20 protein-coding genes and 1 tRNA gene are annotated in these 24078 nt (G+C 54.2%); 14 read left to right on the forward strand and 7 right to left on the reverse strand.

Features of this window, described 5'->3' with window-relative positions:
* Positions 1-210 precede the first annotated feature (210 nt).
* A complete protein-coding gene (locus M9H61_RS14620) occupies positions 211-990 on the forward strand; it encodes a hypothetical protein (protein WP_250281258.1) in 780 nt (259 codons plus the stop codon).
* Between the two features lie 82 nt (positions 991-1072).
* Positions 1073-1639, forward strand: coding sequence for an alpha/beta fold hydrolase (locus tag M9H61_RS14625; protein WP_250281259.1), 567 nt, complete (start codon positions 1073-1075; stop codon positions 1637-1639).
* Here M9H61_RS14625 and M9H61_RS14630 read toward each other — a convergent pair whose 3' ends face one another.
* The 5 genes from M9H61_RS14630 to M9H61_RS14650 form a co-directional block, all read right to left on the reverse strand.
* The gene (locus tag M9H61_RS14630) at positions 1640-2929 is read right to left on the reverse strand and encodes a folylpolyglutamate synthase/dihydrofolate synthase family protein (protein ID WP_250281261.1); all 1290 of its coding nucleotides are present in this window, start codon (positions 2927-2929) and stop codon (positions 1640-1642) included.
* 1 nt (position 2930) lies between these two features.
* Complete coding sequence (gene accD / locus M9H61_RS14635; protein WP_101246609.1) at positions 2931-3857, reverse strand: acetyl-CoA carboxylase, carboxyltransferase subunit beta; 927 nt, start codon at positions 3855-3857, stop codon at positions 2931-2933.
* A 54-nt stretch (positions 3858-3911) separates the two neighbouring features.
* Positions 3912-4760 (reverse strand): tryptophan synthase subunit alpha, encoded by an 849-nt coding sequence (gene trpA / locus M9H61_RS14640; protein WP_101246608.1) that lies wholly within the window; start codon positions 4758-4760, stop codon positions 3912-3914.
* Positions 4757-5980: a tryptophan synthase subunit beta gene (gene trpB / locus M9H61_RS14645; RefSeq protein ID WP_101246607.1), complete on the reverse strand. Its 1224-nt coding sequence runs from the start codon at positions 5978-5980 to the stop codon at positions 4757-4759. The genes trpA and trpB overlap by 4 nt, the downstream gene beginning before the upstream one ends.
* A gap of 141 nt (positions 5981-6121) precedes the next feature.
* Entirely contained in the window at positions 6122-6301 is a 180-nt protein-coding gene (locus M9H61_RS14650; RefSeq protein WP_101247009.1) for a zinc-finger domain-containing protein, read from the reverse strand.
* A 194-nt stretch (positions 6302-6495) separates the two neighbouring features.
* On the opposite strand from M9H61_RS14650, the gene M9H61_RS14655 reads away from it, so the two are divergent.
* From M9H61_RS14655 to M9H61_RS14670, 4 genes are all read left to right on the forward strand, one after another.
* Entirely contained in the window at positions 6496-7458 is a 963-nt protein-coding gene (locus M9H61_RS14655) for an ABC transporter ATP-binding protein (protein WP_101246606.1), read from the forward strand.
* Positions 7459-7599: 141 nt separating this feature from the next.
* Complete coding sequence (locus tag M9H61_RS14660) at positions 7600-8574, forward strand: alpha/beta hydrolase (RefSeq protein ID WP_250281264.1); 975 nt, start codon at positions 7600-7602, stop codon at positions 8572-8574.
* Positions 8575-8705: 131 nt separating this feature from the next.
* Positions 8706-10442 (forward strand): adenylate/guanylate cyclase domain-containing protein, encoded by a 1737-nt coding sequence (locus M9H61_RS14665; RefSeq protein ID WP_101246605.1) that lies wholly within the window; start codon positions 8706-8708, stop codon positions 10440-10442.
* Positions 10443-10592: 150 nt separating this feature from the next.
* A tRNA-Arg gene (locus M9H61_RS14670) sits at positions 10593-10669 on the forward strand.
* Positions 10670-11163: 494 nt separating this feature from the next.
* Here M9H61_RS14670 and M9H61_RS14675 read toward each other — a convergent pair.
* On the reverse strand, positions 11164-12849 hold the full coding sequence (locus M9H61_RS14675) for a class I SAM-dependent methyltransferase (protein ID WP_250281266.1): 1686 nt from the start codon (positions 12847-12849) through the stop codon (positions 11164-11166).
* Positions 12850-13185: 336 nt separating this feature from the next.
* Here M9H61_RS14675 and M9H61_RS14680 point away from each other — a divergent pair, with 336 nt between their 5' ends.
* Positions 13186-13833, forward strand: coding sequence for a 5'-methylthioadenosine/S-adenosylhomocysteine nucleosidase (locus tag M9H61_RS14680; RefSeq protein WP_250281269.1), 648 nt, complete (start codon positions 13186-13188; stop codon positions 13831-13833).
* 38 nt (positions 13834-13871) lie between these two features.
* Here the strand turns inward: M9H61_RS14680 and M9H61_RS14685 are convergent, their stop codons facing one another.
* Complete coding sequence (locus tag M9H61_RS14685) at positions 13872-15548, reverse strand: thiamine pyrophosphate-binding protein (RefSeq protein ID WP_250281271.1); 1677 nt, start codon at positions 15546-15548, stop codon at positions 13872-13874.
* 406 nt (positions 15549-15954) lie between these two features.
* Here M9H61_RS14685 and M9H61_RS14690 point away from each other — a divergent pair, with 406 nt between their 5' ends.
* The 7 genes from M9H61_RS14690 to M9H61_RS14720 all read left to right on the forward strand — a co-directional run bounded on the left by M9H61_RS14690 (position 15955) and on the right by M9H61_RS14720 (position 24075).
* Positions 15955-17139, forward strand: a complete 1185-nt coding sequence (locus M9H61_RS14690; protein ID WP_101246602.1) for a transporter substrate-binding domain-containing protein — start codon at positions 15955-15957, stop codon at positions 17137-17139.
* Positions 17139-17762: an ANTAR domain-containing response regulator gene (locus M9H61_RS14695; RefSeq protein WP_250281272.1), complete on the forward strand. Its 624-nt coding sequence runs from the start codon at positions 17139-17141 to the stop codon at positions 17760-17762. Before M9H61_RS14690 ends, M9H61_RS14695 begins: the two co-directional genes overlap by 1 nt.
* Positions 17763-17777: 15 nt before the next feature.
* Positions 17778-18626, forward strand: coding sequence for an ABC transporter permease (locus M9H61_RS14700; RefSeq protein ID WP_101246600.1), 849 nt, complete (start codon positions 17778-17780; stop codon positions 18624-18626).
* The gene (locus M9H61_RS14705; RefSeq protein ID WP_101246599.1) at positions 18626-19546 is read left to right on the forward strand and encodes an ABC transporter permease; all 921 of its coding nucleotides are present in this window, start codon (positions 18626-18628) and stop codon (positions 19544-19546) included. Before M9H61_RS14700 ends, M9H61_RS14705 begins: the two co-directional genes overlap by 1 nt.
* Positions 19547-19620: 74 nt before the next feature.
* A complete protein-coding gene (locus M9H61_RS14710) occupies positions 19621-21237 on the forward strand; it encodes an ABC transporter substrate-binding protein (protein ID WP_250281275.1) in 1617 nt (538 codons plus the stop codon).
* A gap of 77 nt (positions 21238-21314) precedes the next feature.
* Entirely contained in the window at positions 21315-22184 is an 870-nt protein-coding gene (locus M9H61_RS14715) for an acetamidase/formamidase family protein (RefSeq protein ID WP_250281277.1), read from the forward strand.
* Between the two features lie 85 nt (positions 22185-22269).
* Positions 22270-24075, forward strand: a complete 1806-nt coding sequence (locus M9H61_RS14720) for an ABC transporter ATP-binding protein (protein ID WP_250281279.1) — start codon at positions 22270-22272, stop codon at positions 24073-24075.
* Positions 24076-24078 lie beyond the last annotated feature (3 nt).

The following is a 24078-nucleotide window of genomic DNA, read 5'->3' on the forward strand; positions in this document are numbered from 1 at the left end:
AAAAGCCCGGGGCTCCTGACAAGTACTGGCATCAGTATTGTATGATGATTGTTTAGGTAATCTCATAATATTTCGATATCAAAACAAATAAGATAACATGCGGATTTCCGAAGATTTATTCCCGATGGTCTGTTTGTGCTTATCAGGGTCGGTCGGGATTGCTATGGTAAGTTGAAAAGTTAATCCCAAGGGACATGGGAGAACGGGTTCGTGGCCCGGAAATCAGCCAAACCGATTTTTACCCCCAAGGGTATCGGGGTAGAAACCGCCGGTCCGGTGCGTGAGCTTTCAGAAGATATGAAGCTTTCCTCCCGGCAGCGGAAAAAAAACAAATCAGGTCGCCGCGGCAGCGCGGGCGAGACGGGATGGCGCAGGTTTTTTCGCGTCAGTGTCTGGCTGCGTTTTATCCTGACATTTGGCAGTTTCGGCCTGATCGTGCATGGCCTGTTCACGGCCTTTGGCATTTATGAACGCAATCAGAAGCTTGCCAATTTTGATCATTTCATTTTGTTGATCAAACTCGTGGTGTTTGTCGCGCTGATGTATCTGTTTTATGCCATGCTGATGCATTACGGACCGATCCGTCACAAGGTGCGCAGCATCTTTTTCCTGGCACTTGCCCCGGTCGCAGCCCTTTGTATTTTCATGATTTATGGCGGCGGTCAGGTGTTCGGAAGCTTTGTCCCGGTTGTGCAGTTCCTGACCCTGACCATCGGGGTCGGGGGATTTTTGCTTTATGTTCTGGGATATACCTGGGTGACCGGCCAGAAGGTAAAGCGTGAAAACGCAAAATATGGCGACCTTGACCGATCACGTGATGGCCACAACCATGGTGGCGACAATGGCCTGCCCCCGCCGCTCAAGGGGGACCGTCGACAGACCTACAAGGCCGGAAATCTGCGGTTGCGCCGAACCGATGGCGGCAATGATGATGGCAGTGCGCGGTCGGCGAATGGCGCCGGTCCAAAGGTTCGCCTGCCCGATGTCTGATGCCGGGCTTTGGTGACCTGCCGTATCGTCAAATTTTCCCGGTCGATAACGATTTATCGACCAGCAGGGCAAGGAGGCCACAATGGGCCGTGACCTGGTTTTCATTCACAGTGCCGGTCCCCAGGGCGGGAACAATGGCAGTACACGGTTTGTCGCGCGGCTGAAAGACCGGCTGGGTGGAAACTTCACCCTGTCAGCCCCGGCGATGCCCGATCCCGAACGCCCCGATATCAATCAATGGCTTGGCGGGATCGAAAAGGCCGTTTCACAGGCAGCCCCGGGGCTTGTTTTGGTCGGGCATTCGCTTGGCGGGTCGACAATCTTGCAGTTTCTGGCTCGCAATCCGGAAATCTGGCGCAAAAACAGCCATTTATCAGCTGTTTTCATCATCGCATCGCCATTTTGGGGCCTAACAGACTGGGAAATAGATGAATTCACCCTGACCAAGGATGAAGTTCGTATTTTAGGTGATTGTAAAGTAATCCATTTCTGTCACAGCCGTGATGACCGGATTGTCGGGTTTGACCATTTCCAAACCTATGTAGACCATCTGCCCACCGCCGGGAAAATCGTCCTGGAATTGGCTGGTCACTTGTTATTGGATGGTGATATTGACAGTCTGGTTAAGGAAATTCTGATATATGGCTGATCAGCCATGATTTTCAAGAATCAGGCCAGCCAGATATAGTGATCCAAGGATCAATACCCGTTTCGGGGCGGGGCAGGTCGACAGCAATGATGCCAAAGCATCACCGAAATCATCACAGGCATAGGCCGCATCGATACCGCAGGTCTTGGCAGCATCGCGAAGTGTTGCCGGCAGATGTGCCTGATGTTCACCGGGGATCGGCACACCGGCAAGTGCTGTAATCTGCTTGGCAAGCGGCTTTAGAAACGCCACCGCATCACGGTTATCAAGCATCCCCATCATGATGACGGTATCGCCGGCGTCCTGACGCGACAGCCAGTCGGAAATGGCTTCTGCGGCGGCGATATTATGCCCGCCATCCAAAATCAGCTCACACCCGTCGGGAAGCGCATCAAAGAGCGGCCCCGAAGTCAGTTTCTGCAACCGGGCCGGCCAGCGTGCCGTTGTCAGGCCACGGGCCAGAATATCGACATTCTTGCCATCGCAGCCCGGAATGCCGGCCTTGCGCACCGCGGCAATCGCCGTTGCGGCATTGACGAACTGATGACGCCCCGGCAGTGCGGGCAACGGAAGATCGATATGATCGCCTTCGATGCGCATGGTAAACCCGTCGGCACGTTCATCCGATACTTCGAAATTGCAAAAGACCGGGGCCTTGATCGCATTGGCGTGGGTGACAAGCGTGTTGAAGGCTTCAAGCATCTGTGGTGCCAGAATGCTGACCACACCGGGTTTCATGATCCCGGCCTTTTCAAAGGCGATTTTGGCAATGGTATCGCCAAGGAATCCCTGATGATCAAGCGATACCGGCGTAATGACCGTCGCAGCAGGCTTGTCAATCACGTTGGAGGCATCAACCCGCCCGCCCAGTCCGGTTTCAAGGATCAGGACATCAGCAGGACTGCGCGCAAATGCAAGGAATGCAGCGGCCTGGGTGATTTCAAAGAATGTGATGGATTCGCCGTCATTGACCGTTTCGACTTCTTCAAGAAGGTCACACAGCGCATCTTCGGAAATCATGTCACCGGCAAGGGTAATGCGTTCATGGAAACGCACCAGATGCGGGGATGTCGAACAATGGACCTTAAGTCCGGCGGCCTCATAGATGGCGCGCAGATAGGCCTGGGTGGAGCCTTTGCCATTTGTACCGGCAAGATGAATGACCGGCGGCAAGGAAAGGTGCGGATTACCCAGCTTGTTCAGAAGCCGGGTAATCCGCCCTAGCGAAAGATCGATGACTTTCGGGTGCAGCTTGCCAAGGCGAGCAAGAATTGCGTCGCTTCGGGCCAAGTTACTTGTCCGCGTTCGAAGTCTTGGACTTGGACGTCTTGGCTTTGGCGTCCTTGATCGGAACGATGCTTGCACCCGGTTTGGTGCGGCGGATCATGTCGATCAGGCGGCCAAAGGTCGCGTTCAGTTCATTGCGCGGAACGACCATATCAACCATGCCGTGTTCCAGAAGATATTCGGCCGTCTGGAAATCATCAGGCAGCTTTTCGCGGATGGTGCTTTCGATCACGCGACGACCGGCAAAGCCGATCTGTGCGCCCGGTTCAGCAACCTGGATATCGCCCAGCATGGCAAAGGATGCCGAAACACCGCCGGTGGTCGGATCGGTCAGCAGCACGAAATAGGGCAGGCCCTTTTCCTTGACCTTTTCGATGGCGGCCGTGGTACGGGCCATCTGCATCAGGCTGAGAATGCCTTCCTGCATACGTGCACCGCCCGATGCCGGAACAATGATCAGTGCCGCATCCTGAACGGTTGCCAGTTCGGCGGCGGCAACAATGCCTTCGCCAACGGCAATGCCCATCGACCCGCCCATGAAGGAGAAGTCAAACACGGCAATCACGGTCGGATGACCACCAACCTCGCCATGGGCAACCGCCAGCGCATCCTTGAAGGTTGCCTTGGCCTGTGCCGCCTTGAGGCGATCGGTGTATTTTTTCTGATCACGGAATTTCAGCGGATCGACCGGAACATTCGGCAGTTCGATGGTCTGGTATTGACCCCCATCAAACAGGAGCTCAAGACGGTCCTTGGCGGAAATACGCATGTGATGACCGCAATGCTGGCAAACATGATTGTTCTTTGCCAGATCACGGTGAAAGATCATCTGTTCGCACGATTTGCATTTATGCCAAAGGTTCTCTGGCACATCTGGACGGCGAACGAGTTTCTGAATCTTTGGACGGACGAATTCAGTCAGCCACGACATATCGGATACTGATCCTTGGTTCTGTCTATATCGGTTCTTTCAAAACGCACCGCACTATTTGCGCGCGTTTCTGACCCCGTTTGCAAGTTCGCGCACAAGGCCGGTAACCATAGAGGCGGTCTTATCGGTGGCCTTGCCGTTTTCGTCAAGACTTTCGGCAATTTTTGATACGATTGCGGACCCGACCACAGCTGCATCTGCCTGCCGGGCAACATCAGCAGCCTGTTGTGCGGTTTTGATGCCAAAGCCCACAGCAATCGGAAGATCGGTATGGCGACGCAGGCGTCCCATTGCTTCGACAATCTGATCATTGCTGGCCGATCCGGCACCGGTAACACCCGCAACCGATACATAATAAACAAAGCCGGACGTATTCTGAACAAGTTTCGGAAGGCGCTTGTCATCAGAGGTCGGCGTGGTCAGGCGGATGAATGAAAGACCCTTTTCCACGGTCGGAACGCACAGTTCGGCGTCTTCTTCGGGCGGAAGATCCACCACAATCAGGCCATCAACCCCGGCATTGCGCGCATCTTCAAGGAATTCTGCAACGCCATAGATATAGATCGGGTTGTAATAGCCCATCAGAATGATCGGCGTTTCGTGATCAAGATCGCGGAAGCCACGCACCAGCGACAGGGTCTTGCGCATATGCATGCCTGCGGCCAATGCACGGTTCGATGCTTCCTGGATGGCGGGGCCATCGGCCATCGGATCGGTAAACGGCATGCCCAGTTCGATGATATCGGCACCTGCTTCAGGCAGGGATTTCAGGATTTCGAACGATGCCTCGGGATCGGGGTCACCCGCGGTGATAAAGGTTACAAGACCCGCGCGGCCTTCTTCCTTGAGCTTGGCAAAACGTTTGGCGATGCGGTCCTGGCCGCCGATGATAGCGTCGCTCACAACTTAACTCCCAGTGCTTCGGCCACGGTAAAGATGTCCTTGTCACCCCGGCCACTCAGACACATGAGGATGATCTTGTCCTTGCCCATCTTGGGCGCTTCCTTGACGATTTGCGCGATCGCGTGGCTGCATTCCAGCGCCGGAATGATGCCTTCGAGCTCCGAACAAAGTTTAAAGGCATCGAGGGCCTCTGTGTCGGTGATCGGTTCATAGCGCGCCCGACCGATATCCTTGAGCCAGCTGTGCTCCGGCCCGATGCCCGGATAATCCAGACCCGCCGAAATCGAGTCGGCTTCCTTGATCTGGCCATCGTCATCCATCAGCAAATAGGTGCGGTTGCCATGCAGCACGCCCGGCTTGCCGGCCGACAGGCTGGCGGCATGTTTGCCGGTATGAACACCGTGACCGGCGGCCTCGACACCAACCACCTCGACACCCTTGTCATCAAGGAACGGATGGAACAGGCCGATGGCGTTCGATCCGCCACCGACAGCGGCAATCACCTGATCGGGCAGGCGGCCTTCGGCTTCAAGGATCTGTTCCTTGGCCTCGTTGCCAATCACCGACTGGAAATCACGAACCAGTTCCGGATAGGGGTGCGGGCCGGCTGCGGTGCCGATGATATAGAAGGTATCTTCCACATTGGTTACCCAGTCACGAAGCGCCTCGTTCATTGCGTCTTTCAGCGAACGGGAACCCGAAACGACCGGTTTGACTTCAGCGCCGAGCAAACGCATGCGGAAGACGTTGGGCGACTGGCGTTCAATGTCCTTGGAGCCCATATAAACCGTGCAGGGCAGGCCGAAACGCGCGCAAACCGTTGCGGTCGCAACCCCGTGCTGTCCGGCACCGGTTTCGGCGATGATGCGGGTTTTGCCCATGCGTTTGGCCAAAAGAATCTGGCCGATGCAGTTATTGATCTTGTGCGCGCCGGTATGGTTCAGATCCTCGCGCTTGAAATAGATCTTTGCACCGCCGAGTTCTTCGGTCAGGCGTTCGGCGAAATAAAGCGGGTTCGCACGGCCAACATAATGACGGAGATAATAATCCATCTCCTTTTTGAAGGCGGGGTCGCTTTTGGCGTCTTTATAGGCCTGTTCCAGCTCAAGGATCAGCGGCATCAGGGTTTCGGCGACAAAACGACCGCCGAAATTGCCGAAATGTCCATCCGGGTCCGGCAGCGCGCGGTAACTGTTGAGCGTGGGCGATGAAGACGTCATGAAAGTTCCCCGTGGATTTGGCCGTGATGGCGTTCACGACAGCATAGGCAGGCGAAAGGGTGTCAATCCGCGAAAGCCTGCGACAGATAGGGGGCGGTTGGCCCCCGCGCAATGCTTGTACTCACGAACGCGTGGTGCGGATCAATGTGCTGCGTGATCAGCCTGGGATTTGTCGAAGATGTACTTTTTCGAGCAGTACGGGCAGACCACCTCGCCCTTGTCCTCGAGATTGAGGTAAACCGTCGGGTGACCAAGGTGGCCTTTACCGCCGTCGCAGGCAACATTGAGGGTGCCGACTTTGATTTCTTCGGTGATCTTCATATATCCAGTTCCAAGTTTGCCTGTTTCAGGCTTGTGTGACCATCGGGATTGGCCGCGTGCTGTGCTCAGCATTGACCCCGGTTTCCCGGGAATGATACCGATTGGGCATATTCAATCAATACTTCCGCATCGCATGGCGCCCCATCGTCTTAGCGCAAACCGGCGACGTGGAAAAGAGTGGAGATCACTGACTTATGACTGCAATGCCCGACTATGCCATCGAAGTCGAAGGGCTGACAAAGGTCTATACGGGATCAAATGGCGAAAAACTTGCCCTTGATAACGTATCCCTGAAAATTCCGCGCGGTTCGTTTTTTGCCCTTCTTGGGCCGAACGGCGCGGGAAAGTCGACTTTTATCAACATCCTGGCGGGACTGGTGACCAAAACCGGTGGGACCGCAAAAATCTGGGGCCATGATATCGAAGCCGAAATGCGTGCTGCACGCTGTTCGATCGGGATCGTGCCCCAGGAACTGAACCTTGATGCATTTTTCACCCCGCGTCAGGTGATGGAATTGCAGGCGGGCCTGTATGGCGTGCCAAAATCCGAACGCCGCACCGACGAAATTCTGGCCGCCCTTGGCCTGTCGGACAAGGCAGACTCGTACGCCCGGTCGCTTTCGGGGGGCATGCGCCGCCGGCTTCTGGTGGGCAAGGCGATGGTTCATACCCCGCCGGTCCTGGTTCTTGATGAACCGACCGCTGGTGTCGATATCGAACTGCGCCAGCAGCTTTGGGCCTATGTCAAAGAACTGAACAAGGCCGGTGTGACGATTGTTCTGACCACGCATTATCTCGAAGAAGCCGAAGAACTGTGTGATGAAATCGCCATCATCAACAAGGGCAACGTGATCGCCCATGAAGACAAACGCAGCCTGCTGCGCCGGATCGATCACAAGACGCTTGTTCTGACCGTGAATAACGAACTGAATTCGGTTCCCGATGTCTTTGCCCAGTGGGGTGGGGAACTTAAATCCGAAAATCAGATCGCCCTTCATTATCGTCCCAGCAACACCCAGATGGCCGAAATCCTTCAGGCCGTTCAGGGCAGCGGGCTTGCGATCAAGGATCTGTCGACCGAGGAAGGCGACCTTGAAGACATCTTCCTGATGCTGACCCGCGATAATGACAAGCTTCGCGCAGGCAAAGCAGCCTGATCAGGATCAGGGACATATCCCTGTTGGCCCGATTGCGCCATGAACCGACAAAACCCCGCAAAGGCTTGCGGGGTTTTTGTTTTTGGTCTTAGGGTCATGTTTGAAAACGGATTTTTGTCACGCATCTGGATGCCCCGTCCCATGTTTCTATCTTTGCTGCGTCTGAGTGCGGTTGTTCTTCTTTGTGCGGCGGGGGTAACCGGCTGTGCGCCGAAAATCGTCCCTGCCGGTCCGCCGATTGCGCAGATATCGCTTGATGATAACGTCTTTCACGCCAGTGACGGGACGGCACTTCCATTGCAACATTGGGGGAATATCGAAAATCCCGATGCGGTGATCCTTGCCCTGCACGGGATGGGGGATTACGCAAATGCGTTTATGGAACTGGGCGAAGCACTTGGCCCGGCCGGTATTGCGATTTATGCCTTTGACCAGCGCGGTTTCGGACGCAGTCCGTCCCGGCCGTTCTGGGCGGGGATCAGCAGTATGGTCAATGATGCCAGCGACGTGCTGAGCCTGTTGCGCGCCAGATATCGGCAAAAACCGGTTTATCTTCTGGGCAATTCGATGGGCGGGGCGGTTGCAATCGTGACAGCAGCCACGCGCGGACATCTGATGGATGGTCTTGTTCTGGTGGCCCCGGCGGTCTGGAACCGTGATCGCATGCCCTGGTATCAGACGGCCCCGCTTGCCATTATGTCGCACAGCTTGCCATGGTTGCCACTGACCGGTCGCGGGCTTGATATCTGGCCGTCGGACAATATCGAAATGCTCCGTCGTCTGTCGCGGGACCCGCACATGATGTCAGCGGTAAGGGTCGATCTGATTGCCGGGGTGGCCGATTTGATGGATCTGGCCCGCGTTCGGGCATCCGACATCCGGGTTGCGACTTTGTTGCTGTCCGGCCAACAGGATCAGGTCATTCCGCCAGATGCGATTGATGCCCTTGATCGTGATTTGCGGGCCGCTGGCATGACATCCTATCACCGGTGCCTGTATCAGGCCGGGTATCACATGTTGTTGCGTGATCTGAACGGGCCGGTGGTGATTGATGACATTCGCCGCTGGATCGCGGGCGGGGGTGGTGTTGAAAATTATTCCTGCGCGCGATCTTGATTGCTTTTTGACCGCTGATCAGTGATCAGGTAGCATTTTTAATCGGTTGCAGAGCATTTCGCGGGTTGTCTAAACGTGTTGGAACCCCGATATGCCAGCAGTAAACGGAATTTCGGAGGATCAGGACCGCCATGCTAAGGACCATTCGGGCAAAGTTCCTGGGTGTCGCGGCCTTCTTTGTCGTTTGGCTGTTCGTGGCAACCGGTTTTTCGGTGATCCAGTCCCTTGGCATCAATGGTGATCTTGAAGCGGTGTCGCGCTATGTCACACCGGTCAAGGATGCGCTGTCGGATGTTCGTGCCCGCCAGCTTGAACAAATCTCGCTTCTGGATCGCTATATGCGGGTGGTCGAAAATGACGGACCGCATGCGCCGCTTCTCAATGGCATTGAAATCGAAATCAATGCCAAGCAAACCCAGATCGAACAGGCCTATCGCAAGACATTCACCTTTGCCGCCCTTGGTCGTGCACAGGCATCAGGCCATTTCGACAATGGTGTGTTGCTTGATCTTGATGTGCGCATGCGCGAATTCGCCGATGTCTCGGCACAATTCGCCCTTGGTGTCGAACGGTTGCTGGGGCGGGTGCGGGATGGTGATCTTCTTGATGCACAGCGTCAGGAAAACATTGTCCGCGGCCTTCATCGCAATATCGTTCTTGATCTGCGCAACGAAATTCTTCTGTTGGAAAAATATGCGGCCGATACGGTCGAAAGTGTTTCGCGCAGTGAAGATTTCCTGATCCAGGCCGAATTCATCATGATGCTGGCGGCGATCATCATCGGGGTGTCGCTGGCCTATTATCTGGCCCATGCGGTGGTGGTGGCCGTACGCCAGACCACCAATGCGCTTAATGGCATCCAGTCGGGCAAACTCGACACCAGCCTTGATTTCAAGGGCAAGGGTGATTTTGCCCGTCTTGCCGATGCCTTCAACCGGATGTCGCGTGAATTGCGCGTGCGGTTCCGGATGCGCGAACGGTTTGGCAAATATGTTGATCCCAAGGTCATCAACAATCTGATCAATCAGGAAACCGCGCTTGAAAACTCCGAAAAGCGCGTGATGACCGTCAGTGTTGTCAACCTGACCGGATTTGACTGGCTGGCCGAACATACCCCGCCCGAAAAGCTGGTCGATTTCCTCAATGACTATCTGACCGCAATGACCGAACCGATCGCCAACCACAGCGGCATCATCGACAATTTTGTCGGAGACCGCGTGATCGGATTTTGGGGCCCGCCATTTTGCGGGGAAAATGCCCATGCCCGTCATGCCTGTCAGGCGGCCCTTGAACAGGTGGCACGCTTTAACGCGCTCAAGACCAAATATGCCGACCTGATTGGCGATCACGGGCTTGATATCCGCATCGGTATTGCCACCGGCGAGGTGGTCGTCGGCTCCATCGGGACGGACAAGTCACGTGCCTACACCGTGGTGGGCGATTGCGTGAACTATGCCAACCGTCTGGAAAAGGCCAACCGTGTATATGGCACGCAAATTCTGGCCTCCCATGAAACAGCCAATATGGCAGCCGGCGAGATCGAAATGCGCGATCTTGACCATGTGGTGCTTCTGGGGACGGAACATGAAGTTTACCTCTATGAGGTGCTTGCCCTTGGCGGTCAGCTTAGTGAGGAGCGTCGCGACTGGCGTTCCAAATATGAAACGGCGATGACCCATTACCGCGAAGGCGCATTTGATCAGGCCAAGCCGCTTTATGAGGCCGTCCGTGAACTGGATGACAGCGACTTTGCCGCCCAGCTGATGATGAACCGGATGGAACGTCTGCAACGGCGTGAACAGGACCGCGAATGGAACGGGACTTGGGTTGTGCGCGATCCCTATGACCGGCGCGACGTTGAAAGCTGATTGCACTGCTTTGGGTGCAAGGTTACGTTAACCCGGCATGGTGATAATGCTGTAACGGCATGGGGGTCAAAAACCCTTGCCCGTTCGGGTCAAAACCTGTATCACCCATCGCACTCGGGCCACTTGATCCAGTTGTGGCCCCTATATTGCGCACCCGTAGCTCAGCTGGATAGAGCGTTGCCCTCCGAAGGCAAAGGCCACAGGTTCGAATCCTGTCGGGTGCGCCAATTTCCTCCCAATGGTTTCCACCTAGCTTATTGAATTGTCTGTGTGATTTTTCGTACACGTTTTCATTCGTCATGATGGTAGACCGAACTGGAGACCAAAAAGCCGGCCTATACCTCTCGAAAGAGGGGTGTTTTCTGCTTCTTTCGCTGTGTTCCTGCGGGCCTAGAAGCAAAATATAGGCCTAAGCGCATCGTTCTGACGTTTAGACCTATGCCCTAAAGTGGCTCTAAAGCGCTCTTCGACGATCTCAAACTGGTTAGAGATCTATTGGGATTATCTGGGTTGGAGCGAGCTAGGCGAGGTGCCAGAGGCTAAAATTTTAATTTTTAAGACGCGAGATGGTCTGACCAATGAGCCTGTGCTCTATTTCGAAAAAACCACGAAGCTCTATTTGCGTGTTAATAAAAGTAGAGGCAAGACGAAGCTCCACCAGAGGAACCACTGAGGGGCGGAGCATTCGGTTGATCCTCTGGATACTGGATATGGAAACACTTTATTGAGCTGAGAGTTTGCAACGAACGATTGCGAGCTTTCGATTGGCTTTTATTAGCTCATCAGGATGATGAAAGTCCTCCAGTATTTCCATATCGAACCCCAATTTTTTTCCAAGATTCTCGAAATAGGATTTAGAGAAAATCCAGTTCTTAATATTTTCTCGAATCACATCACGTTCTTCATACTCGTCCGTTAGGAAATTGATGGATGCGAAAAATACTGTTTCTGAATGCATAAACCGAGAGATCTGTGAATAAAGATACTCAACATCTTCTGCTGGCATATGGGTCAATACAGATTGAGCCCAAATATAATCAAACTTTCGATCAGGTAGTGCAGATAGATCGCCAGCGGAGCAATGGTGTAATTCAACATTCTTGGATGAAAGGCGGAGTTCATCCAGTTTTTTCATCCCAAGTTTCAAAAACTTGCTAGAGATGTCCGCGCCGACGTAATTATTGTTTTCGAGGTACTCTATGAAGTGTATGCCTGCACCCAATGGCCCACAACCATAGTCGAAAAGGGAATTGTTTGGCATAAGTCCTTTTCTTTTTAAATAATCTAGTTGAAATGTTCTTTCTACATCGTGAAATGTCCCGGGAACGGTTTCAGCGTAAACATCCATTCGTCGCTCATAGTACTCAGAATAGCGTTCGCCTTCTGAGTGAGGCGCAATTTCTCCTAGTGCCGTATTGAGTAGGTCTCGACTGTCGGTGTTTTGTTGTTTGTCAGTGGTCATTGTATTCTTTCTTAGTGCTAGGCATTGGATTTCAGAAAACTTGCTCAAATCTCTAATCTTAAAGTCCTGTAGCTTTATAAAAGCTGCATGTGAAGGGGACACGAATTGAACCATTAAAAGTATTCTAGGGTTTTTGATGTTTCTGCTACCCTGATGGAAGCAGCGTGAAGTATCAATAAACATGGTGTGGCTGGATGGGCCAACGGATTTCAGTAGGTTCTCAGAATCAATATGGCGGTACGCCAGTTCATCGGGTACGCGATAATCTACTCCTTTTTCCGCATAGTCTATAGCTTGGCTTAATTGGCTTGAACTTCTGGCGTCCAAGAACGAGAATGGACCATTATCCAGTCCAATATCATTTATATGCACTATTAGTTTTAAGTGATTAAATGGTGTGTCTGCTGTGTCGCAATGTAGCAGTTGGCTGGATTTTAGTTCTTTAGAGCCTTCAGGGTCTGGGCCGCTGATTAACAGTTTGCATGACGATAAGACTGGAACAAACCCCATATAGTTTGATGCAATGCTAAGAACTTCTTCTGAGAGAACAAATTCTAAAAGTTCCGGGTGTTCTTCAAAATCTGTATCTGTTAGCAAGTTTTGCATAAATCTTTTCCCGGTCTTCTTGCTTGCAAGTAATTCGGCTCTATTGTCTGAAATTTTCGAACAAATAGATACTAAAGGACCGGATATTTCCGAAAGATCGATATCAGTAGACCACCCCTCTGATGTAAGGTTTGATACGACCTGTAGTTGGTGTTGTGAAGCAACAGGTATATTCTCTGTTCTCTTTTGTTTTTCTGAACGGCTAACAAGTAATCCATTGAACCATTTTGCAAATTGTTGGGTTCTGCGAGTTCCGAGGGCCTCGTTGTTCCCTTTGTGCAAATGCAAAAGTTTCATTCGAACTATATTGTGCAGGCCCTGCATCGAGATAGAAAGCATGATATTATCCTTTCAAACTCCAAGAACAATGTTAACCAGAAGAAATTTTTGACCTTTTGAATCAAAATCTACTTCAAGAAAATACGATGATTTGCGACACTATATCCGAGAATTTATAGGCGAACACTTCAAATGATGCAAACGGCTTTTGGACTGAAATTTGAACGATTTCACCCGAATTTGTAGATGCGAGAAAATCTCCTTTGATGTCGTTGTTTTGATTCAAAGGTAGTTATTAAGATCAGATATTTAATCTAATTGTAGGGTTTTTGTCAAACTTCGCCCTGCCTAGACGTTTTAATCGAAGAAATAGATACATCTATAAAGTGGTGGATCATGAGTAAAAACCTTTGTAATTTCCTCAGTTACAATATGCTGTTTTGTATGGCCGCACCGGCGGAATATGGCGACTATCTGAAGGCACGTTTTACGCCGCTGATGATCGGGGTTGGGCCGGTGGAGGCTGCGATTAATCTGACCGCGGCTTTGACCGAGCTTAAGCTTACCGATGATTTGCCCGATCTTGTTGTGACGCTGGGCTCGGCCGGGTCGCGGACATTGGAGCAGGCCGAGGTTTATCAGGCGATTTCCGTGTCTTACCGCGATATGGATGCGTCGGTTCTGGGGTTTGAAAAGGGCTGCACGCCGTTTGTGGATTTCCCGGCCGAAATTCCGATGGAGTTGCGCATCCCGGGTATCCCCGAAGCGCGTCTTTCGACCGGGGCCAATGTGGTTTCGGGTGCGGCCTACGATGTGATTGATGCCGATATGGTCGATATGGAAAGCTTTGCCATCCTGCGGGCATGTCACAAGTTTGATGTGCCGCTGATCGGGCTTCGCGGCATTTCAGATGGCAAGGAAGAGCTTAAGAAGCTTTCCGACTGGACGGCCTATCTGCATGTGATTGATGAAAAGTTGGCCGTTGCGGTCGATGCCCGGAAGACCGGGCTTGAAAATGGCGAGATCAGCATTCCCAAACGCTGATCCCGCCTGTTTTTCAACAATTCATATTTTCGTTTCGATTACGAACCGGACCGGATCTGATCAAGGGTCTTGATCGGGGTCAGGGCCTGCGGGTCGACCTGGACCTCGATGATGGCGGGTTTGCCACTGGCCACCGCGCGGTCAAAGGCCGGACCGAAATCCTCGGTCCGTGTGACGGTTTCGCCGTGTCCGCCAAAGGCAACGGCGTAGGCCGCGAAATCCGGATTATGCAGTTCGGTGCCCGAAACTCGACCCGGATAGTTGCGTTCCTGATGCATGCGGATGGTGCCGAACATGCCGTTATTGACCACAATCGTGATGATATTGGCCCCGTATTGCACGGCGGTGGCAAATTCCTGTCCATGCATCAAAAAGCATCCGTCACCGGCAAGGCAGACAACAGTGCGATCCGGATGGGCAAGCTTGGCCGATACCGATGCCGGAAGGCCATAGCCCATTGAGCCCGACGTTGGCGCCAGTTCGGTGCGATACTCGCGATAACGGAAGAACCGGTGCAGGAAGGCGGCGTAATTGCCAGCCCCGTTGGTAACAATGGCATTATCGGGCAGTTTTTCGCGAAGTTCGGCAACCACATGGGCCATTTTTACGTCGCCCGGCGTATCAAGCGGGGTGGAAAAGGCGATGTAATGGGCGTGTGCGGTTTCAATCATCTCATCGCGTGCCGATCCGTCAACCGGCTCCATCATGGCGATGGCACGCAGGAAGGATCGTTGGGATGCATTGATCGCGATATCGGGGCGGTAAACCCGGCCCAGTTCATCGGGTCCGGCATAGACATGGACCAGTTTCTGTTTCGGACAGGGGATATCAAGCAGGCTATAGCCGCTGCTGGTCATTTCCCCCATGCGCGACCCGACCAAAATCACCAGATCGCTGTCGCGGATAAATTCGGCCAGTTTGGGATTAATCCCGATGCCGACATCGCCGACAAAATGGCTGTGCGTGTTGGGGATATAGTCCTGACAGCGGAAAGACGTCGCGATCGCAACATTGTTACGAAGTGCAAACGATTTAAGGTTTTCAGTCGCCTCACGGGTCCAGCCGCCACCTCCAACGATCATGATCGGCTGTTTGGCCTTTGACAGGGCATCGCGGAAACGCGCGACATCTTCGGGGGCGGTTTTGGCCTCGATCGGGACATAGGGTTTGGCGTCCGCGACATCGGCACTTGAAGACAGCATGTCTTCGGGCAGGGCCAGAACAACCGGGCCGGGGCGACCCGATGTCGCGATGTGATAGGCGTGGCTGATATATTCCGGGATGCGGTTGATGTCATCAATCTGGCCGACCCATTTGGCAAGCGGTTCGAACATCTTGCGATAATCGACTTCCTGGAACGCTTCGCGATCGACCATGTCACGCCCGATCTGCCCGACCAGCAGGATCATCGGTGTGCTGTCCTGATGGGCGACATGCACGCCCGCCGATGCATTGGTGGCACCGGGGCCGCGCGTGACCATGCAGATGCCGGGTTTTCCGGTCAGTTTGCCATAGGCCTCTGCCATGATGGCGGCACCGCCTTCCTGACGGCAGATGACGGGATCAATGGCGGGATGATCCACCAGACCATCCAGAACCGCCAGATAGCTTTCGCCAGGCACCAGAAAGACGCGTTCCGCGCCATGCAGGGCCAATTGATCAACCAGAATACGACCGCCGTGACGCTGTTGGCGATTTTCCGTTTTCCCGGACATGTATGAAGAACTCCGTATGGTGGGGCAAAATACGTGATTTGCGTTGTTCATTTTTGGCGCGGTGGATGCGCAAACGCGATTTCATCACGAATTCAGGGCCAAGGTAAAGGTGTCAGCGCGATCAATTGGCGGAAAATCGAACATCGGGTTTAACGGTTCTAAAAGCTGGCTTTTTTGCCAGCACGGGCACAGCATGATGTTCTGCGGGAATGCGGCATTGCAGCATTAGATTTGCAAAAACTGAAACTCCCGTTTGACAAGTTGGAAATTATTGTTACCGTTATGTTGTCCTTCGGGGCGGAATTTATCAAATAGCGGCAACAAATCGCCGCATGCCAATCAAGGCCTGCTGTTTCTTTGCACTGCAAAGAAGCGCGGGTTTTTTTTGTTTTAGGGGCTTTTAGTTTTGGGCGAGACGCATTCCAACCCGGTTTACCGGGTCGGCTTTCTGTATTCCGTGACCGGACCGTACCGGACCATCGCGCAGGATCTTTATGATGGCGCGCGCATGGCCCTGGACGAGGTTAATAACGACTCTGCCTTTGCATTTCGCCTGGTGCCGGAATTTCGCGATCCGGCCGGTGTGCCTGAACGTTATACCGAATTTTGCGACAGTCTGATCCGGCGCGACGGGTGCAAACATATCATCGGCACCATCACGTCACTGGCGCGCAAGGAAGTGCTGCCCACTGTCGAAAAATTTGACGCCTTGCTGTGGTATCCGTGCCCGTATGAAGGCTTCGAATGCAGCGAAAATGTCATCTATACCGGGGCCAATCCCAATCAGCATATCCTGCCGCTGTTTGAACATGTTGTTCCGAAATTCGGGCGGCGGGTCTATCTGACCGGGTCGAACTATATCTGGGGCTGGGAAACCAACCGCATCGGGCGCGAACTGATTCAGGCCTGCAATGGTGAAGTGCTCGGCGAAAAGTACCTGCCGATCGACAGTGTCGATGTCGACCACATCATCGAAGATATCAAGGCCAAGAAGCCCGACTTCATCCTTAATAACCTGATTGGCAATTCAAGCTATGCGCTGTTTCGCGCCTATCAGAAACTGGGTCAGGAAGATCCGGAATTTGCCGCTGCCAAACGCCCGATCGTCAGTTGCAATCTGACGGAATGCGAGTTGGGCCAGCTTGGCGAAGCGGGGATCGGGCATCTGAGTACAGCGATCTATTTCGCCAACCAGACCGATGCCGAAAACACCGAATGGCTGGCCAGATTCCATGAATTTGCCGGGGCTGATCGTATTCCGTCGGCCTTTGTCGCCCAGGGATATGCCACGGTCAAAATGCTGGCCCAGTCGATCCGGCGGGCCGGGAATGATGATGTTCCTGCGGTGCGCCATCACCTGATGCGCAAGCCGGTACAGACACCGTTTGGCATGGTTCAGATCGATGCAACCAACAATCATGCCGCCCTGACTCCGCTGATTGGCGAGATCGGCGAAGCGGGCTGGTTCAAGATCGTGTCGCGCGCGGATCATGCGGTCGTGCCCGATCCCTATCTTGTGCATTTTGATGCCGATGATTTCCGGCGCAAGGTCGGCAAACCCGGTGCAGGCAATTTGCGGGTGGTCAGCTGATGAAACGCACCAATCGTATTCCGAACTTCCGAGGTTGGCATGTCTGGGTCCTGCACCGTCCAAGTGCGGCGATCGATCCGTTATTGCGCCATCTGGAACGTCTCGGGATGACGGTTGACCGCTATTGGCCGGAATTGCCGCGCGGCGATGATGCCAATCTGAAGGCGGCCGATATCCTGTTTTTCGATGCCGATATGGGGATGGATGAACAGTTCCCCTGGACGCCCGATCAGACCCCGATGCCAAGTGTCGCCCTGATCGGGTCGGAAGCACCGGGGCGTCTTGAATGGGTTCTTAGCCGTCAAAGCGGGGCCCATTTGCAAAAGCCGGTTTCAACAGCCGGTGTTTTCAGTGCGGCGGTTCTGGCGGTTCATGCCTTTGAACAGCAACAGAAATTGCGGGCTGAGATTTGTGAATTGCGCAGGCGGCTGAAACTGCGTCCGGTCGTGGCCAAGGTGCTGATGACCGTGATGCTCAGCCACAATATCGACGAGCACGGCGCCCTTAAGGCGATCCGCGCCGAAGCGATGAAAAAACAACAAACGATCGAAGACTATTGCGCGGCAATCGTTGCGTCGGGCCGGACCGGTTCGGGCGACGGTGCACCGATTGTCACGAACTAACGAGACAGGGTGGGTATGCTTGTTCTTGCCGAACTGGCCAAAAGAAAACTGGCGCTTCTGGGGCTGATTATCATCGTGGTGATCGCGGGTTCAGCCCTGCTTGCGCCGTGGATCGCGCCATATGATCCGCAAAACCAGATGTTTGACGGCCTGACCATCGAAGGCGCGCCGATGCCGCCCGGCGGGCAGTTCTTGCTGGGAACCGATTTGCTGGGCCGTGATTTGCTGTCCCGTCTGATGTATGGGGCACAGACATCGCTGATCATCGGGATTGTCGCAAACGGGGCCGCGGTCCTGATCGGTGCCCTTGTAGGTGTCACGGCCGGGTTTTTCCGGGGCTGGATCGGAACCATCCTGATGCGGGCAACCGATCTGATGATGGCGTTTCCCGCCCTGTTGCTGGCGATTGTGCTGGCGGCAATTTTCAAACCCAGCCTGTGGATTGTTGCGATGGTGATTGCCATGGTCAACTGGGTCCAGGTTGCACGCGTGATCTATACCGAAACCCGGTCCCTGTCCGAGCGCGAATTCATCGAGGCCGAATGGGGCATCGGGGCCAGCCGGTTCCGTATTCTTTTCAAACATATGTTGCCGCATCTGTTGTCGACCATGGTGGTGTGGGCAACCCTTGGAATTGCGACCACGGTGCTGCTTGAAGCGACCCTTTCCTATCTTGGTGTCGGGGTGCAGCCGCCAACGCCAAGCTGGGGCAACATCATCTTTGAAAACCAGACTTATTTTACCTCGGCCCCGTGGCTGGTGTTCTTCCCGGGTATTGCGATCATTCTTCTGGCACTGGCCTTCAATCTGGTGGGTGACGCCCTTCGTGACATTCTTGATCCGACTCAGAAGGGGCGCCACTGATGATTGCCTATATTCTTCGCCGTCTTGTCCAGGCCATCCTGATCCTTCTGGGCGTCAGTATCGTGACCTATGCGTTGCTTTACATGCTGCCGGCCGATCCGGCGCGCCAGATTGCCGGGCGTTCGGCAACCGCGGAAACGGTTGCCAATATCCGCGAGCAGCTTGGCCTTAACCTGCCATTCTATGAGCAATATCTGCGCTATCTGGGCAATCTTCTGACCGGTGATTTCGGTCGGTCCTATCTGCAAAAGACCGAGGTTGGTGAACTGATTGCGGCCCGTCTTCCAGCGACCCTTTTGCTGATGGCCGGTGCGATTTTCTGTGAACTTCTGTTCGGGCTGACGGCCGGTGCAATCGGGGCGATCAAGCGCAATACACCGCTTGATCGCGGTCTGATGGTGGCATCCTTTGTCGGGGTATCGGCACCGCAATTCGTGGTCGGCATTCTGATGCTGTATCTGTTTGCGGTGGTGCTCGGCTGGTTCCCGATTGGCGGGTACGGCACGTTTGCGCATCTGGTGTTGCCATCGGTCTCGATGGGGTTCCTCGGGGCGGGGTGGTATTCGCGCATGATGCGGTCATCAATGCTTGATGTTCTGCGTCAGGATTACGTGCGCACCGCGCGCGCCAAGGGCCTTGGACGTGCCCGGGTATTCTTTGTTCATGCATTCCCCAACGCGCTTTTGCCGATCATCGCAATGATTGGCATCGATATCGGCATGTTCATGAGCGGCATTGTCGTTGTCGAGTCCGTATTCGGCTGGCCTGGCATCGGTCAGCTGGCCTGGCAGGCCATTCAGCGGGTCGACATTCCGATCATCATGGGTGTGACGCTGGTGTCGGCCTGCGCCATCGTGCTGGGCAATCTATTGGCGGATTTGGTGGCGCCGTTCATCGACCCGCGCATCAAGCTGCGCTGATGCAAGACCAAAAGACGCAGCAAAATCAGGAAGGAAACTTATGGAAGTTTATATTCACAGGGAGAATATCAACAATGTTTAGCAAAGCACTGAAAGGTGTTGCACTGGCAGCACTGATTACCGGTGCCGGCATGACGACGGCGCACAACGCCGCTGCTGGCGAAGGCAACATCACCGTGACCTACAAGGACGATGTTTCGACCCTTGATCCGGCGATTGGCTATGACTGGCAGAACTGGTCGATGATCAAAAGCCTGTTTGACGGCCTGATGGATTACGAGCCGGGCACCACGACGCTCAAGCCTGATCTGGCAACCGGCTATACGGTTTCTGATGATGGTCTGACCTATACCTTTACGCTGCGCAAAGGGGTCAAATTTCACAATGGCCGCGAATTCAAGGCATCTGATGTCAAATACACCCTTGAACGCGTTGTAAATCCGAAAACCCAAAGCCCGGGTGCCGGTTTCTTTGAAACCATCAAGGGCTTTGCCGAAGAATCCGCGGGTGAAACCGAAAGCCTTTCGGGTGTTGAAGTTGTCGATGATTACACCGTCAAATTCACACTGAGCCAGCCTGATGCGGCCTTCCTGCATAAAATGGCGCTTAACTTTGCGCATATCGTGCCCAAGGAAGAAGTCGAAAAATGGGGTCAGGATTTCGGCAAACATCCGGTTGGTACTGGCGCCTTTGCCCTTGAAGACTGGACCCTTGGCCAGCATCTGATTTTCAAGGCCAACCCGGACTATCACATTGCGGGTATCCCGAAGCTTGATACCATTACGGTCGAAGTCGGTCAGGAACCGGTGGTCGCACTTCTGCGCTTGCAGCGTGGCGAAGTTGACATTGCCGGTGACGGCATTCCGCCGGCAAAGTTCCTCGAAGTCATGAATGACCCGGAATACAAGGATCTGGTTGTATCGGGTGAACAGCTTCATACCGGCTATATCACCCTGAATACCAACATTCCGCCATTCGACAATGTCAAGGTCCGTCAGGCCGTCAACATGGCGGTCAACAAGGATCGTATCGTTCGCGTAATCAATGGTCGTGCCGTTCCGGCCAACCAGCCATTGCCGCCGCTGATGCCCGGTTACAATACCGATTACAAGGGCTATGCCTTTGATCCGGAAAAGGCCAAGTCCCTTCTGGCCGAAGCCGGTTTTGCTGATGGCGTTGAAACCACCCTGTTTGTTGCCAACACCGATCCGCAGCCGCGTATCGCCCAGGCCATCCAGCAGGATCTTTCGGCAATCGGCATGAAAGTCGAAATCAAGTCGCTGGCACAGGCAAACGTGATTGCCGCTGGTGGTGAAGCCGATCAGGCCCCGATGATCTGGTCGGGTGGCATGGCCTGGATTGCGGACTTCCCGGATCCGTCGAACTTCTATGGCCCGATTCTGGGTTGTGGCGGTGCGGTGCCGGGTGGCTGGAACTGGTCGTGGTATTGCAACGAGGAACTTGATGCCGAAGCATCAAAGGCCGATGCGCTTGCCGATCCGTCCCAGGCCGATACCCGCATTGATATGTGGCGCGACATCTTTACCAAAGTCATGGCCGACGCACCGTGGGTACCGGTGTTCAATGAACAGCGTTACACCATTCGTTCGCCGCGCCTTGTGGCCGATGACGCGATCCTCGTCGATCCGGTCCACATTCCTGTTCACTATGACTACATTGCGGTGAAATAAACATGTGCAAATGTGCGGATTACACGATCCACTCCGCGCACTGTCATCACGGGTGGGATCATTCGATTCCGCCCGCATTGACGGTCGCGCCCGGTACCACCATTGAATTTGAATGCGTCGACAGTGCCGCAGGCCAGTTCAATGCAAACAGTACGGTTGCGGATGTAACCGCACTGGATTTTTCCAAAATCAATCCGGTGTCCGGTCCTGTCTTTATTGACGGGGCAGAACCCGGTGACGCGGTCAAAATCACCATCGAAGGTTTCAAACCGTCGGGCTTTGGCTGGACGGCAAATATTCCGGGATTTGGTCTTTTGGCCGATCAGTTCGAAGACCCGGCCCTGCATATCTGGAAATATGATCCCGATACGCTGGCCCCGTCGCTGTTTTCCAAATACGGCAAAGTGCCGCTGAAACCGTTTGCCGGTACCATCGGCCTTGCACTGGCTGAACCGGGCCTGCATTCGGTCGTGCCGCCAAGGCGGGTTGGTGGCAACCTTGATATTCGCGATCTTGCCGCAGGGACTACACTTTATCTTCCGGTCGAGGTTGCCGGTGGCCTGTTTTCGATCGGCGATACCCATGCCGCACAGGGCGATGGCGAAGTTTGCGGAACGGCGATTGAAAGCCCGATGAACGCAACCGTGACCCTTGATCTGGTCAAGAATGCGCAGCTTGAATCGCCGCATTTCACCACACCGGGTCCGGTGACCAGCCATCTCGACAGCAAGGGCTATGAATGCACAACCGGGATCGGAAGTGATCTTATGACCGGTGCGCGTGATGCCGTACGTCGCATGGTGGACTGGCTGTGCAAGACACAGGGCATGTCGGCGGTCGACGCCTATATGCTGTGTTCGGTCTGTGGGGATCTGCGCATCAGTGAAATCGTTGATCAGCCCAACTGGGTTGTCTCGTTCTATTTCCCGCGCATCGTATTTGACTAAGGCGGCTTTTCGGGGCGGAGCGATCGAATTGTTCTGCCCCGGATTTTAAAATCAATAAATTACAGACTTTCTCAGGGTTGGCAGTATGATCGAACAGGGCAGTAAAGCGGTGGAAAAGATCCTTGAAGTACGCGATCTGGTGACACAGGTGGCAACACCAAGCGGCCCGAAAACCGTTGTCGATGGATTAAGCTTTGACCTTTGCCGTGGCGAGACGCTTTGTATTGCCGGGGAATCGGGCAGTGGTAAATCCATGACGTCACTGTCGATCATGGGGCTTCTGCCCGAACCGATGGCACGGGTTGCCAGCGGGGAAATCCGCCTGAACGGCACCGATCTTGTGACCCTGTCTGAACGGGCCATGCGCGACATTCGCGGCAATAAAATCGCGATGATCTTTCAGGAACCGATGACATCGCTTAATCCGGTTCTGACGATCGGACGCCAGTTGGGCGAAGCAATTTCAACCCATAATCCGATGCCCGGATCCCGGGTTCGGGCGCGTGCGCTTGAGGTACTCAAACAGGTTCGCATTTCCGAGCCGGAAAAGCGGCTTTCGCAATATCCACATGAATTGTCGGGCGGCATGCGCCAGCGGGTAATGATCGCCATGGCACTTGCCTGTAATCCCGATGTTCTGATTGCGGATGAGCCGACCACGGCCCTTGATGTCACCATCCAGGCCCAGATTCTGGGACTGATGCGCGATCTGCAACGCGAAACCGGAACCGCGATCATTCTGATTACCCATGACATGGGGGTTGTTGCCGAAATGGCGGACCGCGTCATTGTCATGAACCAGGGCAAGGTGGTCGAAAGCGGCACTGTGACCGATGTGTTTGAAAAACCCGATGATCCCTATACCCGCGGGCTTCTGGCCGCTGTGCCGCGACTTGGCGCCATGACCGGCACAGAAGGCCCGGCCAGCAGTGATGGCAAGGCGCTTGAACGCGGTTTGGCCAAGCCCCTGGTATCGGTCAGGGACCTTACCGTGCGTTTCGATATTCGCGGCGGTCTTTTGCAGCGCGTGCAGAAACGCGTGCATGCGGTCGAACAGGTCAGTTTCGATATCTTTGCCGGTGAAACATTGTCGATTGTCGGTGAAAGCGGCTGTGGCAAATCGACAACCGGCCGGGCGTTGATGAACCTTATTCCCTGGCAGGGCGAAGTGGTGATTGACGGGCGCGAGATCGATGCCAATTCCCGCATCCAGACCCGTGAAGTTCGCCGCAATATCCAGATGATTTTTCAGGATCCCTATGCGTCCCTTGATCCGCGCATGACGGTCGGGGAACTGGTGGCCGAACCGTTGGTAATCCATGGTCTGGCATCGGGGTCGGAACTTGATGACCGGGTCGAATATCTGTTCAGGCGGGTCGGACTCCCAGCAGATGCAGCCAAACGGCATCCGCACGAATTTTCCGGCGGTCAGCGTCAGCGCATCTGTATTGCGCGCGCGCTCAGCCTGTCGCCCAAGGTGATCATTGCCGACGAATCGGTTTCGGCACTTGATGTATCGGTGCAGGCCCAGGTTCTTGATCTTCTCGGGGAATTGCAGGCCGAAAGCGGGCTTTCATATCTGTTTATTTCGCACGATATGGCCGTGGTCGAACAGATCAGCCACCGGGTAGCCGTCATGTATATGGGGCAGATTGTTGAAATCGGGCCGCGTCAGGCGGTTTTTGAAAATCCGCAGCATCCCTATACCAAAAAACTGATGGCCGCAGTCCCGATCCCCGATCCGCGCAAACGTCGTCAGGATTTCAGCCTGATCACCGGCGAAGTTCCAAGTCCGGTTCACGGGCTGGATTACCAGCCGGAACTTGCCGACCTGCAACAGATCGCAGCCCATCATTTTGTCGCGAAATCAGCAATGGAAACCGCGGCATAGGAA

Origin of the sequence: Thalassospira sp. GO-4, from assembly GCF_023588965.1 — a bacterium.
GTDB classification, from domain to species: Bacteria; Pseudomonadota; Alphaproteobacteria; order Rhodospirillales; family Thalassospiraceae; genus Thalassospira; species Thalassospira povalilytica.